The organism is Paenibacillus shenyangensis, from assembly GCF_000346635.1.
GTDB classification, from domain to species: domain Bacteria; phylum Bacillota; class Bacilli; order Paenibacillales; family Paenibacillaceae; genus Saccharibacillus; species Saccharibacillus dauci.
The window spans coordinates 25430-41143 of sequence record NZ_AOIG01000027.1 but is presented as its reverse complement, the minus strand read 5'-3'; the positions used below and the strand labels follow the sequence as shown (position 1 = coordinate 41143).

The following is a 15714-nucleotide window of genomic DNA, read 5'->3' as shown; positions in this document are numbered from 1 at the left end:
GATCAGCAGGGCAGCATTGTACTCGCAGCAGTATACTTATCCTTTTTCACGGAAAATAAATCAAAACCCAAAGAGCATCGCTGCAGGAAACAATAGCAGCGATGCTCTTTTATATTTTTATATTCTATTTTGTAGAATGACTTAGCCCATGATAACTTTCACTTCATGCTTTTTGCCATCCTGGAAGTCCGGCAGAATATTGCCTTCAATTTCTTTGCCATCTACTGTAATTGATTTCACGCCACGGGATACACCTGCTGCATTGTCTACATGAATCAGATAGGTTGCCCCGCGGAAATTACGACGATAGCTGAATTCCGGCCATTCGGACGGAATGCTCGGATCGACCAGCAGACCTTCGTGTTCTGCGCGAACACCCAGAATCCAGTTGGTCGCCATACGCTGCAGCCATTGGGAAGAACCGGTATACCAGGTCCAGCCGCCGCGGCCGTAATTTGGCGAGATCGGACCATCGGAGTTACCTGGTGTTACATAAGGCTCGCCTACATAACCATTTGGATCGTCCGAACGGTTAGGTGGGCAGATTTTGCTATAGGCTTCGTATGCTTTCTCGGGTTGACCAGCCAGTGTATAGGCCCATACCGCCCATGTAGCGGCATGAGTATAGACACCGCCATTCTCGCGCAAACCCGGTGCATAGCGGGTAATGTAGCCGATATCACGGCGTACTTTGGTATAAGCCGGATACAGCAGCAAGGAGCCGTAATCGCGCAGCAGATGCTTGCTGACACTAGCCATCGCCTGCTGACCGCGTTCTTCATCGGCTACTCCGGAAATAACTGCCCAGATTTGCGGATTCAGGAAAATCTGTCCCTCTTCATTTTCCTTGGAGCCTACTTTGAGACCATCATCAGTTGTCGCCTGTAGATACCATTCGCCATCCCAGCCATATTCATTCAAAGTCTGCTTGAGGCTGCCCTGTACTTCGATCATTTTGTCAGCAAAAGCCTGGTCTCCGCGGCGCTGTGCCACCGGTGCAAAGCTGCCAAGGATCATATACAGGAACTCACCTACCCAGAAGCTCTCGCCTTTCCAGTCGTAACCGATTGCGCTCAGGCCATCATTCCAGTCATGCTCGCCCATCAATGGTACGCCGCGTGGACTGAAACGCAGGAACGATTTCTCGATAGCACGCTTGCAGTGCTCGTATACGGTCGCTTCTCCGCCATCGAGGAATGGAGTGATTTCGTCCAGAATCTGATAATCCTGGGTTTCTTTCAGGTAAGAATCCATGATGAACGGAAGCCATAACAGGTCATCGGAACAACGAGTACGTGGTCCGCCTCCACGGATTGTGAACCACCAGTGCAGCACATCGCCTTCCTGAAACTGCTGGGAAGCATGCATCAGAATCTGTTTGCGCATTAGTTCCGGTTTGTTGGTCAGGAAAATCTGGGAATCCTGCAGCTGATCGCGGAAGCCATAGCCTGCGCTGACTTGGTAGTAAGCTGTTTTGCCCCATAGACGACAGGAAATCGACTGATACTTGAGCCATACATTGGTCATGATATTCATCGCCGGATCTGGTGTCTGAATCTCCTCGGTATCGATCAGTTCGCTCCAGAATTCGTGTACACGTGCCAGGGTACGTTCGGCAGCTTCTACACTTGTATATTCGCGAATCAATGCTGCGGCGTCTTCCTTCTCGTGTTCCGCAGCTCCAATCGTGAATACTACTGTATGGGAAGCTCCCGGCTCCAGTTTGACAGCAACACGCAGAGAAGCTGCAGCATCTCCAAAACGTCCGGTATGCCCTGCCAACTCCTGATCCTGCATAGCCTGCGGACGTGCTTCTTCACCGTACATGCCGATAAAAGATTCCTTATCCGCGTCGTAGGAAGATGGCTGCTCACTGGCAGCGTGGAAAGCAGTATACGGCCAGCTCACATTATTGCTGCGTCCTTTTTCATCGGGGAATCCCCATAAGTATTTTTCCAGTTGAATAGCATTAAGGTCTTCACGATATTCCGAATTCATAAAGATTTTGTGGAATTCGCGATGCTCATCCGGTGCAAATCCCGGTGCCCATTCAAAATAAGTAGTCGCATCCAGTTCACGCGTCTGTCCGCTGTTATTGGTAATTTTTAACTGCATAATTTCCAGTGGAGCATCCGGTGCTACGAATACGGTCAATTCGCTGCGAATTCCATCTACCTGCTGGGTGAATACACTATATCCAATACCATGACGTACTTCATAATGTTCAAATTCAGCCATCACCGGTTTCCATGCCGCCGACCAGAACTTGCCGGAACTGCGGTCACGCAGATAAATGAATTTGCCCCATGAATCCTTGATCACATCCTGGAAAAGTCGTGTAATCCGGTTCTGACCGGCATTGCCCCGCCAGGAAGCCCCGCCACCTGCCTGGGATACCATAAAGGAATAATCGCCATTACTTATAATGTTACTCCATGGACGAGGTGTACGCGGGTTCGTGATCACATACTCCCGACCATTTTCAGTGAAATATCCGTATTCATTTTGGAAAAGCTGATTTTGCTGCGTTGTGGATTGATTGTGTACAGTAGACATGATGAATCCCTCCGTAGTGTAATCGTATTTGTCTCTAAGGTTCTGCCCGGTGATCCTCACCCCTATGCAAAATGGAATAACCGGGCAGCATCTGCAACTTACACCTTACTGCCATGCAGAAGTAATAACGAACTAACATCTGCAGAGCAGCAAGTTGGTTTTATTTCATACCAGAAATCGTATAACCTTCAATAATATGACGCTGTGCAAAAATAAAGATAATCAGAATCGGAATAACCATAAAGGATGCTCCGGCCATTTGAATTGCAAAGTCTCCGCCATATTGACCTTTCAGCAAGGACAGACCAACCGACAAGGTATACAGACTCTCGTCATTGGCTACAATCAGTGGCCACAGGAAGCTGTTCCAGCCGCCGATAAAGGTCAGAATACCCTGTACCGCAAAGATCGGCTTGGCAATTGGAATGACGAGTTGGAAGAAAGTACGAATCTCTCCCGCTCCATCCAGACGTGAAGCTTCAATCAGATCATTCGGGATCGAAGTCATAAACTGACGGAACAGGAAAATACCAAAGGCATTGACCATACCCGGCAGTACAATCCCTGCCATCGTATTAGTCAGATGCATTTCATTCAGGATCAGGTAAACCGGAATCATGGTTACCTGGGAAGGAATCATCATGGTTCCCAGTACCAGATAGTACAGCACATTTTTACCGGGGAAATTGAATTTGGCAAAGGCATAACCTGCTGCTGCATTCAAAAATAATCCGATAAAAGAGAAAAATACGATAACCAGTGTATTTTTCAGATACTGCAGAAAGTTCATCTCGGTAAACAGACGGGTAAAGTTATGCATCGTCGGTTCCTGCGGCCAGAAAGAAGGCGTTAGTGATGTAACCTCACTCTCCGGTTTGAAGGACGACAGAATCATCCATATGAATGGTATACACATCGCTACTGCACCAATAACCAATAGTGCGATAACGATCGTTTTGTAAATGGGTCTCACTTGAATATCCATTGCGGAACCTCCTTTCACAGTTCAATCCGGCGTCAGCTCAGGCTGTACGGATCATTAATACTCTACATCGCTGTCTTTTTTGCGTACTTTGAATTGAATAATCGTTACAACAATGATGATCGCGAACAATACAATCGAACCTGCTGCTGCATAACCGAAGTCACTGCGCTGGAAGCCTGTATTGTAAATAAACAAGGCCATGGATGTTGTTCCATTCAATGGATCGCCCTTGGTCATAACGAGCGGTTCCTCGAAGAACTGAATCCAGCCAATCAGGGTCGTGATCGAGACGAAGAAAGTCGCAAATCCAAGCAGCGGTATCGTAATTTTGGTCAGCTGCTGCCAGCGGCTGGCTCCGTCAATCTGTGCTGCTTCATAATACGTACGCGGAATTCCCTGCAATGCAGCCAGGAAGATGATCATATTCAGACCGATTGCTTTCCATACTGCCATAATAATCAGGGAAAACTTGGCAATCGTCGGACCCTGTAACCAGCGGACCGGATCAAATCCGAAAAATCCCAGCATCTGATTGATCAGACCGTATTGGGAATTGTACAGATATCCCCAGATAACCGCTACAGCGACGATATTCGTAATAGAAGGCATGTAGTAAATAACACGGAACGTTTTGAACAGCCAGCTGGTACCCTGGTTAATCAGGATGGCAATCGCCATCGACAGGAGGACAACCAGAGGTACACCGACCACAACATAGATCAGCGTGTTAAACATTGACTTGCGGAACACCGCATCGCCAAATAGCTGAACAAAGTTATCTGCACCGTTAAACTTGATATTGGACCAGTTAGCCAGTCCGGCCAAGTCCATATTCGTAAAACTGATAAATACGGCGACCAGAATCGGGATAAATGAAAAGATAAATAGAATAATTAGTGTTGGCGCAATAAACAGATAGGGGTATCTGTGCTTGGCCAACGATTGCCAAGCCTTCTGCATCTCTGTTCCCTCCTTTACGGAAGCATTTTTACTACTTCATCATTAGTCTTTTAACAATTCATTTGCTTGTGTAGTCAGTTCTTCCATTTGTTTCTGCACATCGGCACCACCGATATTGATCTGCTGCAGCGAATCTTTGATCAGACTACCGATTGCTTCCCAGGACTTGACGAATGGTGAAGTACGGGATGTTTCCATTTGCTCACGGAATGTTTTGATCTGTTCGTTGCTGCTGAATGCTTTGTCTTCCCATGCTTTCAGTGTAGAAGGCAGATCTTTGGACAATTCATAGTATTTCACCTGGTTGGCAGGATCACTCATAAAGGAAATGAATTTCACAGCATCATCTTTATTTACGGCACTGCTGAATACGCTCCAGTTGGAACCGCCGAGTACGGAAGCACTTTTGCCGCCTTCTTCTTTGGCAGGGATCAGTGCAGTCGACCATTTACCATCAATCTGCGGTGCCGTCTCGTGAATCTGGTTAATCGACCATGGACCACTAAAGAACATAGGAACCATGCCCTGACCAAAAGCAGGAAGCAGCTGCATATCACTCTGTGTCGGTGCCAGTCCTTCTTTGTAGAAGCTGGTCAAATAGTTAACGGCTTCTATATAAGGAGGCTGATTGAATTGCGCCTGATTATTGCTGATGACTTCACTGCCATTTTCCCAGGCAAATGGAAGCGTAAACGCTGCATCCTGGTTATCCAGCAGAATACCGTAATTACCATTGCCACGTGCAGCCAGTTTGGTCGCAGCGTCTTTCAATTCTGCCCATGTTTTCGGCGGTTCATTATAACCGACTTCCTTGAGCAGGTCGGTACGATAATAGAGCACGCGTGTCTCCATATACCATGGCACGCTGATCATCTGGTCGTTGAATTTCATCGTTTCTCTTGCACCTTCGAAGAAATTCTCGGGCTTGAGATTCGGATACTGCTCCACATATGGAGTCAGATCCATCAGTGCGCCTGCATTGGCGAACTCCGGAATCCAGGTCATCCCCATCTGGATAACATCCGGACCGCTTTTGGAAGCGACCGCAGTCAGCAATTTATCATGCGCAGATCCCCATGGAATCTGCTGAACCTGTACATCAATTTCCGGATTTGCTTTTTCAAATGCCGCAACCATATCCGGCAAAGATCCGCCTTCGCCGCCCATGCCCCATATTTTCAAAATCCGTTTTCCATCCGCTGTGGTCGCTTTATCTTGACCACTACATCCAGCCAGTACAATCGAGAATACAAGCATACATGCGATCATGGATTTCCATAGTTTAGCCATTTGGCACCTCTTTAGTTTTGTTTGTATAAAAGAGAAGCAAAGACAAGTCCGGATAACGGATAAGGGACAACGAACAGCGTCTTTGCACGGTAAACCGGTTCATGGTTACGTATTGATTGTAAGTAGATACATAGAACAACCGCTTTTGAATTTAGCTGCCGCTTTGCAAGGTAGAGTTGGCCTGCTCATTCAATTGATCCAGCTGCGTCTGGATATCGGTTCCGCCAACAACGATCTGATCAAAAGCATCACTGATCTGCTTGGCTACTGTCTCCCACTCTTTTACAGATGGAATGGAACGGGAAGTATCCATTTGAGTACGGAAAGTCTGAATATTAGGATTATCTTGGAATACTTTGTTTTCCCATGCTTTGGTAGTGGACGGGAGATCCTGTGTCAGTTCATACCATTTCACCTGTACATCCGGCTCATTCAGATAAGAGATAAATTTGACAGCATCTTCTGTGTTTTTGGCACTGCTGAATACGGACATATTCGATCCGCCGAGTACCGACATGCTTTCTCCGCCTTCTTCTTTGGCAGGAATAACAGCTGTGCCCCACTGATCGCTTTTCAGTTCAGGCAGTTCGGTTTTTACCTGGTTGACAGACCAAGGACCACTAATAAACATCGGCAGAATTCCTTCACCAAAAGAAGGAATCAGCTGCATATCGCTCTGCGTTGGAGCAATACCTTCTTTGAAGAAGCTGCTTAGATACTGAATCGTTTCTACATAAGGTGGCTGATTAAGCAGTGCCTGGTTATTGCTGTCGATCACTTCGCTGCCGTTTTCCCATGCAAATGGCAGTGTGAACAGTTGGTCTTTACTGTCCAGCAAAATACCGTAATTGCCTTTGCCGCGTGCAGTCAGCTTGGTTGCCGCATCCTTGAGCTCTGCCCAGGTTTTGGGTGCTTCGTTGTAGCCAACCTGTTTGAGTAAATCTTTGCGGTAGAACAATACGCGGGTATCGATGTACCACGGTACGCCGACCAGTTTGTCATTGTAAGTCATTTTGGTGCGGGAACCTTTAAAGTAGTTATCCGCTTTCAGATTCGGATACTTTTCTGTGTAGGAGGACAGATCTTGCAGCGCCCCGGCTTCCGCAAATTCCGGAATCCAGCTCATCCCCATTTGCACTACATCCGGACCGCTCTGGGAAGCAACGGCTGTCAGCAGTTTATCATGGGCATTTCCCCAAGGGATCGCCTGTACCTGTACGGTAATGTCAGGGTTTTTAGCTTCAAAATCAGGCACCATTTTGGCAAGTGCTGTTCCTTCGGCGCCCATCCCCCATACTTTCAGGATTCGTTTGCCATCCGAAGTAGTTGCTGCTTCATCCTTGCCACCGCAGCCTGCCAATACAAAAGAAAAGATTAATACGCATGCCAACAGGGGTTTCCACATTTTTTTCATCAAGCACACCTCATTTTTGATTTGTTCTGACTGTTCCACGAATAACGAGTTCAGTGTCTAGTGTATAATGCTGCGCTACCGACTCACCTTTGAGAATCTGGAAAATCAGGTGAACCGCCAGTGCGCCTACTTCATAATCCGGCTGTCTTACCGTGGTCAGCGCGGGGTTCAAAAATCGTGCCTGAACAATATCGTCAAATCCAACAACCGAGATATCTTCCGGCACTCGCAGACCTGCTTCATAGAGTGCCGTAATTCCACCCAGCGCCATCTCATCATTGGCAAAAAATACAGCTTCCGGCAGATTGCCTTGCGCCAGCATTAGCTTGACCGCGCGATATCCGCCTTCTTCCGTAAAGTTGCCAACCAGGTTCCAGCGCGGTTCAATCGTCAATCCATGCTGATTCATCGCCCGCACAAATCCGTTATAGCGGTCATTATTGTGCTTGCTGCTGGCAGGCCCGGATACAAAGGCAATCTGGCGATGTCCCGACTCAATCAGATAGTTGGTTGCCAGCGTACCGCCTTTCTCATGATCTGCCTCTACATAACAGACACTCTCATGTTCCAGCCGCCTGTCCAGCATAACGATCGGAAAGCCTTCACGTGCAGAATCCAGAATCGTACGATCGGGAATATTATGAGCGAGGATAATCGCTCCATCTACACGCTTTTCTTTAATGAATTTGACGGCTGTTGATGAATCGCCACCGATAGAGCTGCAGGCAATCAGATCATATCCATTATTCAGGCTGACTTCCTGCACGCCCTTGATCAGGCTGGAATAATACGGGCCCGACAGGTCGCTGAGCAGCAGGGCAATCGTGTTTGTTTTGGAACGCTTCAGATCAGATGCAATTCCATTTTTTTGATAGTTCAGCTGCTTGGCAGCTTCGATGACCTTGTTGCGGGTTTTGCTGCTGACTCTGCCAATACCATTTAGTGCATACGATGCAGTCGATACTGCAACGCCTGCCAATGCAGCTACATCTTTGATCGTTGCTCCCATCTGCTCACCTCTGTAGTTTTGCGAAATATCGAAACGTTTCGATAAAAGAGCAAAAACTATTCATTTTTTGAAAATAAAAATCCATGATACCTTACACTATTGCATTGATATCATTTGATTTTTCGATAAAAAATCGCTTAAAATCGAATTTCAAAGCCAGAATTCAATAATTTTACATTTTTAATATGGATTGTCTGTTCAAGAGTTATTTACACTCTTTTGTCGAAACGTTTCTACAACGCTATTATATATCTGCTTGTAAACGATTTCAACCACTTTTAAAATTTTTTTGTTATTTTGTCGAATCGTTATTTTCGGTAACGCCTTTGATAGCGCGTTCCGGATGCTTATTCCAGCTGGAAATGTTTAATCTGTTCCTGTAGTCCTTCCGCTTTTAATATACGCACTTGTTCCCTTCCAAGCAGGTCAAAATGCGGATATTTCTCGCGGTAATGAATATAAGCAGGATTAAGACCATAGGAGCGACACCATTTTTCCAATTTACCAAGATCTGCACATCCTACTTTGGTAACGGTCTTTATGCCGGGAAAGCGCTCATCCAGCCAGTAATGAGTCAAAAAAGCGATTTCTCCAGCTTCTACGCTGCGTTTCCACTGTATTAATTGTTTTCTGTTAATTCCAAATGCCATCTGTTCGCACCTTTCCGACGTTGCCAAACCTTGAAAAAGGACCAGCCGCTGTATGAAATACAGAGCTGCTCCCTTTTATGATGCTGTCATGTGACTGACCCAGTTTGTAAGTAATCGTCTGTTCATGGTTGATTGCTGTGATGATAGTACGGTTCCAACTCATTCCTATACGTTTACGTTATTATAATTATTGCCCAGCTTAGCGGACAATATCGGAATCATCTTCCGATTCGCCTTCCGGAAAAGCATTCTGGCTGGATGAAGAACGTTTGATATGCTCGCCGTCCTTCTCCTCCTGCTGTTCCAGCTTTATATCTTCAATGGGCAGGGAATCTACCGTTTGTTCCGATTTGAATCGATCAAACAGGCTTTCGTTTTCCGTCGGATACTGCTCGGGATTATCCCGTTTGCCTGCCTGTTCCTGTACCTTATCATTTTTGCGCGGTTCTGTCATATTCTCCATCTCCTTTGCGGATTCGGTTTGCTGTGAAGTACCGGCGTAACCGGTGAACCGTATTACTGTAATTTTACCTCTGTGAGCCAAATTGAAACAGGAACTTGTATTCAATTCTCATTCGTGCAGCAGACTGATGAGTCTGGATCAATATATGTAACTCTCTGATCTCCTACTATTCATACATTCTATATTCTGTACAACTGCTTTTGATACAAAAAAATGAAGTCACCCATAGTACAGATGACTTCATTTTTCATTTACTTGTAATTCGGTTGCATAGTTAATTTACACGTATGAGAATATTCATCTGCTCAGATGTAGTTTATATGCTTCATGCAGACGTCCATCTTATAATCCGTATGATCTTTAGAAATAAGCGCCCCAGACGCAGACAGGCTTGGATACTTCGACACTTTTACCCGTGTATGTCAGCTGACCTGTAGTCTGATCGATACTGAATACCACGATATTATTACCATCACGATTGGCTGCCAGCAGATACTTGCCGCCTGGCAGAATAGAGAAGTGTCTTGGATGTCCGCCTTCTGTCGATACATGCTGTACCAGTGTAAGCGCGCCTGTAGAAGCATCCACTTCATACTGCACGATACTGTCATGCCCACGGTTAGAGCCGTACAGATACTTTCCGTCTTCCGAGATAGCAATCTCTGCACAGCCGTTGAAGCCTTCAAATCCTTGTGGGAGCGTAGAAATAGTCTGGACTTCGTTCAGAGTACCTGTAGCTGCTTCATATTGATAAGAAGTAACGGTAGAATTCAGTTCATTGATCACAAAGGCGTACTGACCATTCGGATGGAATACCAGATGACGAGGACCTGCACCCGGTGTAGATGCCGTATCTACCGTGAATTCCAGTTCATTGGAATCTGCTTTGAGCGCATATGTACGCACGCGATCCAATCCCAGATCTTGTACAATCAGATATTTACCAGCCGGATCAAAAAATGTGGAGTGTGGATGCGGACGATCCTGATTCTGAGGATCAACACTGTGTCCTTCATGCTGATGTACATCCAGCAGTTCACCGACGCTTCCATCCTGCTCTAGAGCGATCAGACCGACCATGCCGCCATGGTAACTCACCATAGTCAGATAACGACTGTCTTCCGAGCGCTGGATATGACATGGTGGACCATCGATAGTATCCACACGATTCAGCAGTTCAATCTTGCCCTGCTCCGGTTGAATAACAAAAGAAGCGGCTTCGCCTCCCTTACCTTTTGGACCTGTCTCGGATGCTGTTTCTCCAAGTGCATACAGGCGTTTGGCTTTGGCATCTACATTCAAGAATGTAGGATTTTGAAGTCCAGTAAAGGAATCGGTTGGTGTTAATTCACCAGTCTCTTCATTAAAAGCATATACGTATACACCCGGATTGGCTGCTTCTGCATAAGAACCTGCAAATACCAGCAGGCGTTGATTTTGATGTTCCATCGTTTGTCTCCTCCAGTTCATGTTACATAATATAGTGCCTGAATCGCAGGACAGCGCTGAATTCCACCAACATCTGTCCAACCTGTAAATAGGTAATAGATCCAGCACCCTCTTATATAACTTATACCCTACGTCCATAAAAATCAAAAAAATCTGATTCTCTATTCAGATTTGAAGGCTTCGGGTAATACATAGGTAATGTCAGTTTTGTCTCTTTCTAGTCAGTTTATGACCGAGAATGGAGTGATTTTTTATGTTCAAACGTAAATGGCTGCTTGGACTGGTAGGCACCCTGCTGCTCGCTTCGCCAGCATCTGCTTTTGCTTTTGACGATGTGGATCACACGACAGGACGAGAGGAGATCAATTATTTGCAAAATCATAATATTCTCAGCGGAATAACCGATACCGAATTCCAGCCGGACGCTGCACTGACTACTGCACAAGGAGTCGCTGCGCTGGTTAAAGGACTCCATCTCAATATTGATAATATGCGCTTCATCAAGGCACCCAAAGCCAGTGATTATTACACTTCTGTAGACGATCAGGCCTGGTATAGCACAGATATGATGATTGCTCATCTGAATGGACTGCAGCTGAATGCAGACGTGGATGCCTCTTCCGTTATGACACGCGGTCAGTTTGCCACTTTACTCTGGCAGGGTGTAGAACAGGTAGATCCGGATATTCATGAATCCGGAGGCAGCACCGGTGCTCTAACTGATCAATCGGTAACTATCCATGATGCGAACGCTCTTCCTTCTTCCGAACAACAGATTTTGGAGCAGGTTATCGATAGCGGGATTGCTTCGCTGGATGAAAAGAATAATTTCCGGCCCAATGACCCCATTACACGTGCCGAAGCAGCAGTAATGCTGTACAACGCTTTGGAACTAACCGGACAAGCTGAAGAATCATAAATCAAGATACAGCCTGTTATATTTCAAAAATAAAACGTCCGGATCCTCTTAAACAAAGGGGATTCGGACGTTTTGTGAATAATGTGACGTTACAGCACCCATCGAGGCAACAGGAACGGCATGTATATACGGTTATCCCAGAATATAATAGGACAGTACACTTTGAACTTCATAGATATTTACGTTCTTGTTAAATGTTTTTTTGATCGGTACCGTGCTGCTGGAGATATAGATACATAGCTCGGCATCCAGATCAAAATGACCCGCCGTTTCCACAGAATAATGGGAAATGCTCTTGTACGGGATGGAATGGTACTCCGTCTTTTTCCCGGTAATCCCTTGCTTATCAACCAGGATCAAGCGTTTATTTGTAAAAATAAACATATCGCGTACCAGCTTATATGCTCTCTCAATCTGTTCTCCCGGTGCCATAATTGAAGCATATTCCTGCTGTGCCTCACTCAAATTAACTGTCGATGCATTACCGAGCCATCCATCAAAAATCCCCATGTTCCTCTTCCTCTCTTAGTGCATTCTTATTATGTAGCTATTATACAAATGTACCAGAACTTCGGCGGCTTGTAGAGAAGTATATTTAGAACTGGCTTCCATTCTTCCGTAGTCATCTCATCTAACAAATGATCTTCCTATTTGCTAGATCTATGCGCTACAAATCTCCCCATATTCTCTCTAGCTCATTCAGTTCATCTATCGTTCTCCACGGCTTCATGCCAAGGGTCTGATCCCAATCAAAGCTCCGTTTGAGGAAAATGCCTCGCATTCCTACCTGGGCTGCTCCCCAGATATCATTTACAGGATGATCGCCGACAAATACAGTCTCTTCACCACTTGTTCCCAGTTGCTCCAGCATAATTTCGTAAATACGACGCTCCGGCTTTTTGATGCCGACTTCTCCGGATGTCAGGATAACGTCAAAATAAGGTTCCAATCCCAGTTGCAGCACTTTGCCATATTGAATCTCGTGCAGTCCATTGGTCAGCATACCCAGCTTGTATCCCTGAGCGCGGCAGGATTGGATCGTTTCGATCGCATATTTCATCAAGGAAGCTTCCTTCATATAGTGTTCCTTATAGTAGCTGTACAGCGTATCCACATCAGGCTTCTGTGACCATGGCAGACGCTCTACCAATTCTTCGAAAAATCCGCGTTTTTCCCGGTAGCCATCTGCATCGGCAATTCGCATATATCCCAGAATATCACGTAACTTCTCCTCATCCTGAATATGTCCCAGATATTCTTTTATTAATAATCGGGAAAAGGCACGAAAGGTATAATCCCGATCCATTAATGTATTATCCAAATCAAAAATAACTGCTTTAACAGCCTGTTCTGCCATCATAAAAACCCCTTTTTATATGTATTGTATCTGAGGCGATTCAATCGCATCCTATTATAGACACTTCTCGGGTAATGGATAAGGAGCCCATACATGTCTTTGCCATCTTATATTACCATTCTTCAGAATTTGCTTGATCTGCTGCTCAAATGCACAGTTAAAATAGTCGTCTGAATCAATCCGAATATGTAGCACATGATATTCATCGCATAGTATTTCACTCAGACGATCCACCCTATCTACAACTTCCAGATGATAACCCGGCAAATAAGCTTTGGCGATATAGCGGCCTTTATAATCTTCATAAGACAGATTAATCTGAAAAGCTTCAGCCACCCTGGTCAATATGTGTTCAAACGGGACATCCTCCAGCAGTACAAATCCCAGTACCCGATTATACATATACATTGAATCACAGCCTTTCCGCACTATTCTGTATAGTATATCTACTTCCTGTATAGAAAATAATTATATTTCATATTAATTGTACATGTTTTTCTTCGTTTCTTCGCAAAACTTTACGATTCATTTCATTAGGAAAGTGTGCAATCTGCATTTCATTTCTTGATTACATGCATTCTTGTTTGCAGACAATACCAAAAACCCGTCTGCGGCTGCAAACGGGTCCATTATCAATATAAATGGTTTCTAAATTAAATAAGGAAGCAATAGATTATCTAGAGCAGCACGTATGATTTGTCTGTATGTTCTTTACTTTCCGGCAGAATAGCTGGTTCGCGGTGCGTTACCATCATTTCCTGATCGGTAATATACATGGGGAAATCGGGAATTTCGTGAAGATAGCGCTGCTGATACAGCTTGCGGCAGTCTACTTCAAAATGCGCCGAATCCTCAATTACCGGCAGTTTGCCGTTTTCCTGAACATAATCATCAATGGCTCCCTGCACTTGATCCAGATGATATGGAATATGACGCTCTTCTTCTTCGAAGATCTCAAACGTCTCACGCGACAGATAAAACTTCTGATCGCTGCGACCTCCCAGATATCGAGTGAGTCTCGATAGATCCAGGCTTCCATCTTCCTGCATCAATGCGGTGCGGTTAATTCCGCTCATTTCTCTCTCATATTGTAATACCGCTGTACGAAGTTCGTTCATTGTTACATGCACTGAAGGCATGCACGAAGTTTTGCTTCTTGTTTTGAACCTTTCCAGAATAGACATAATCGTCTCTCCTTCCCTTGAATGGGATATCAGGGACAGTGTCAGAAAACGTTTACAATGAAGCTTCAGAGAAAGTTGCTAACTTTTCTCCTCTTACAATAACTATACCGCATTTTACAAAGAATGATTCACTTTTTTACAAAATAATGATATTTCACGATAAATTGGTTCTGTTCACCCACAGCAAGCTAGAATTTATAGACAGATTGCAGTAGGATGGTATATGGTCCTATTTTATCGGCTGAATGCTGTCCGTACAGCATCTTTGATTTCCCTATATTCTGTAATCCTTATACAGACATGAATCGCTCTAATACTATATAGAGCAGGATTTGAATTCAGAAAGGAGTCTGATCGTAACATGCAAGATGTCATTATTGTAGGTGCAGGACCCTGCGGCCTATCCGCTGCTATTGAATGTGAACGCCTCGGTCTGAACACCCTTATCATCGAAAAGTACAATGTGGTTCATTCGATCTATCTGTATCCGACCAATATGCAATTTTTTAGTACTGCCGAGCTGCTGGAAATTGGTAATCTGCCTTTTCCTTCTCCGAATGAGAAGCCGTTTCGCCATGAAGCACTGGCTTATTACCGACGGGCAGCAGAGCACTATAATATCAATGTACAGCCATACACGGAAGCTACCGGTATTGAACGTCATGAATACGGTACTTTTTCCCTGCAAACCGTTAATCGCCAGGGCGAAGAACATACCCACCAAGCTCGTCGTGTAATTATTGCCACCGGTTATTTTGACCATCCGAACTATCTGGGTATCCCTGGGGAAGATCTGGATAAAGTTACTCATTACTTCCGTGAAGCGCATCCATATACCGGCATGCGTGTAGCCATTATTGGCGGCAGTAATTCCGCTGTCGATGCTGCACTGGAAATTGTACGTGTCGGTGCCAAAGTCGATATGGTGTACCGCGGCGGCGATTTATCCGCTAATATCAAATCCTGGGTTCGTCCTATCTTTGAAGGCCTCGTGACCAAAGGCAAAATCAAGCTGCATCTGAATTCCTGTGTCACCCATATCACCGAGACCGAAGTAGAGATCACCAATACCGAAGATGGTCATACCGAGATGCTGGGCAATGACTTTGTGCTTGCAATGACCGGATTCCGCCCGGACCGTAAACTGATTACATCTATGGGTGTAACCATGAGTGAAGATATGGACAAGCCGCGTTTTGATCCCGAGACGATGGAGACCAATATTCCAGGACTGTATGTAGCAGGCGTTATTGCTTCCGGACGCAACGCCAATGAGGTCTTTATCGAGACCGGGCGTCGTCACGGAGCAATGATTGCCAGACATATTGCTGATGCTTTAACGCATACATCTGGCTAAATCTGTTTTATTCGTAATACCATTGGCTGTACTGTACTTCTGCTATACATTTCTATTTTCTATTCTGTCCGCTGGATTCCGGCGGACATTTTTGCTTCATTCCGGGAATCCTCTACTTTAT

At 45.2% G+C, this 15714-nt stretch carries 15 protein-coding genes; 2 read left to right on the top strand and 13 right to left on the bottom strand.

Annotated features, from left to right (window positions below):
- Window positions 1–141: 141 nt before the first annotated feature.
- The 9 genes from H065_RS0120585 to H065_RS0120545 form a co-directional block, all read right to left on the bottom strand.
- A complete protein-coding gene (locus H065_RS0120585; RefSeq protein WP_017814978.1) occupies window positions 142–2556 on the bottom strand; it encodes a glycoside hydrolase family 94 protein in 2415 nt (804 codons plus the stop codon).
- A gap of 160 nt (window positions 2557–2716) precedes the next feature.
- Entirely contained in the window at window positions 2717–3541 is an 825-nt protein-coding gene (locus H065_RS0120580) for a carbohydrate ABC transporter permease (protein ID WP_017814977.1), read from the bottom strand.
- Between the two features lie 54 nt (window positions 3542–3595).
- The gene (locus H065_RS0120575) at window positions 3596–4501 is read right to left on the bottom strand and encodes a carbohydrate ABC transporter permease (RefSeq protein ID WP_017814976.1); all 906 of its coding nucleotides are present in this window, start codon (window positions 4499–4501) and stop codon (window positions 3596–3598) included.
- A 42-nt stretch (window positions 4502–4543) separates the two neighbouring features.
- Window positions 4544–5791: a sugar ABC transporter substrate-binding protein gene (locus H065_RS0120570; protein WP_017814975.1), complete on the bottom strand. Its 1248-nt coding sequence runs from the start codon at window positions 5789–5791 to the stop codon at window positions 4544–4546.
- Window positions 5792–5942: 151 nt separating this feature from the next.
- Window positions 5943–7205 carry a sugar ABC transporter substrate-binding protein gene (locus H065_RS0120565; RefSeq protein ID WP_017814974.1) on the bottom strand — a complete coding sequence of 421 codons (1263 nt, stop codon included), beginning with the start codon at window positions 7203–7205 and terminating at the stop codon, window positions 5943–5945.
- 10 nt (window positions 7206–7215) lie between these two features.
- Entirely contained in the window at window positions 7216–8214 is a 999-nt protein-coding gene (locus H065_RS0120560; protein ID WP_017814973.1) for a LacI family DNA-binding transcriptional regulator, read from the bottom strand.
- 347 nt (window positions 8215–8561) lie between these two features.
- Window positions 8562–8864 (bottom strand): hypothetical protein, encoded by a 303-nt coding sequence (locus H065_RS0120555; protein WP_017814972.1) that lies wholly within the window; start codon window positions 8862–8864, stop codon window positions 8562–8564.
- A 199-nt stretch (window positions 8865–9063) separates the two neighbouring features.
- Window positions 9064–9318, bottom strand: coding sequence for a YczO family protein (locus tag H065_RS26490; protein WP_017814971.1), 255 nt, complete (start codon window positions 9316–9318; stop codon window positions 9064–9066).
- Between the two features lie 369 nt (window positions 9319–9687).
- Window positions 9688–10776, bottom strand: a complete 1089-nt coding sequence (locus H065_RS0120545; protein ID WP_017814970.1) for a lactonase family protein — start codon at window positions 10774–10776, stop codon at window positions 9688–9690.
- Window positions 10777–11029: 253 nt separating this feature from the next.
- Between H065_RS0120545 and H065_RS0120540 the strand changes: the two genes are divergently transcribed.
- Window positions 11030–11695: an S-layer homology domain-containing protein gene (locus H065_RS0120540; protein ID WP_017814969.1), complete on the top strand. Its 666-nt coding sequence runs from the start codon at window positions 11030–11032 to the stop codon at window positions 11693–11695.
- Window positions 11696–11827: 132 nt separating this feature from the next.
- Here the strand turns inward: H065_RS0120540 and H065_RS0120535 are convergent, their stop codons facing one another.
- The 4 genes from H065_RS0120535 to H065_RS0120520 all read right to left on the bottom strand — a co-directional run bounded on the left by H065_RS0120535 (window position 11828) and on the right by H065_RS0120520 (window position 14236).
- Complete coding sequence (locus H065_RS0120535) at window positions 11828–12205, bottom strand: PH domain-containing protein (RefSeq protein WP_017814968.1); 378 nt, start codon at window positions 12203–12205, stop codon at window positions 11828–11830.
- Between the two features lie 157 nt (window positions 12206–12362).
- Entirely contained in the window at window positions 12363–13055 is a 693-nt protein-coding gene (locus H065_RS0120530) for an HAD family hydrolase (protein WP_238558004.1), read from the bottom strand.
- A gap of 51 nt (window positions 13056–13106) precedes the next feature.
- Window positions 13107–13460, bottom strand: coding sequence for a hypothetical protein (locus H065_RS0120525; protein ID WP_017814966.1), 354 nt, complete (start codon window positions 13458–13460; stop codon window positions 13107–13109).
- A gap of 269 nt (window positions 13461–13729) precedes the next feature.
- Window positions 13730–14236 (bottom strand): DUF3939 domain-containing protein, encoded by a 507-nt coding sequence (locus H065_RS0120520; protein WP_017814965.1) that lies wholly within the window; start codon window positions 14234–14236, stop codon window positions 13730–13732.
- A gap of 361 nt (window positions 14237–14597) precedes the next feature.
- On the opposite strand from H065_RS0120520, the gene H065_RS0120515 reads away from it, so the two are divergent.
- The gene (locus H065_RS0120515; RefSeq protein WP_017814964.1) at window positions 14598–15593 is read left to right on the top strand and encodes a YpdA family putative bacillithiol disulfide reductase; all 996 of its coding nucleotides are present in this window, start codon (window positions 14598–14600) and stop codon (window positions 15591–15593) included.
- Window positions 15594–15714 lie beyond the last annotated feature (121 nt).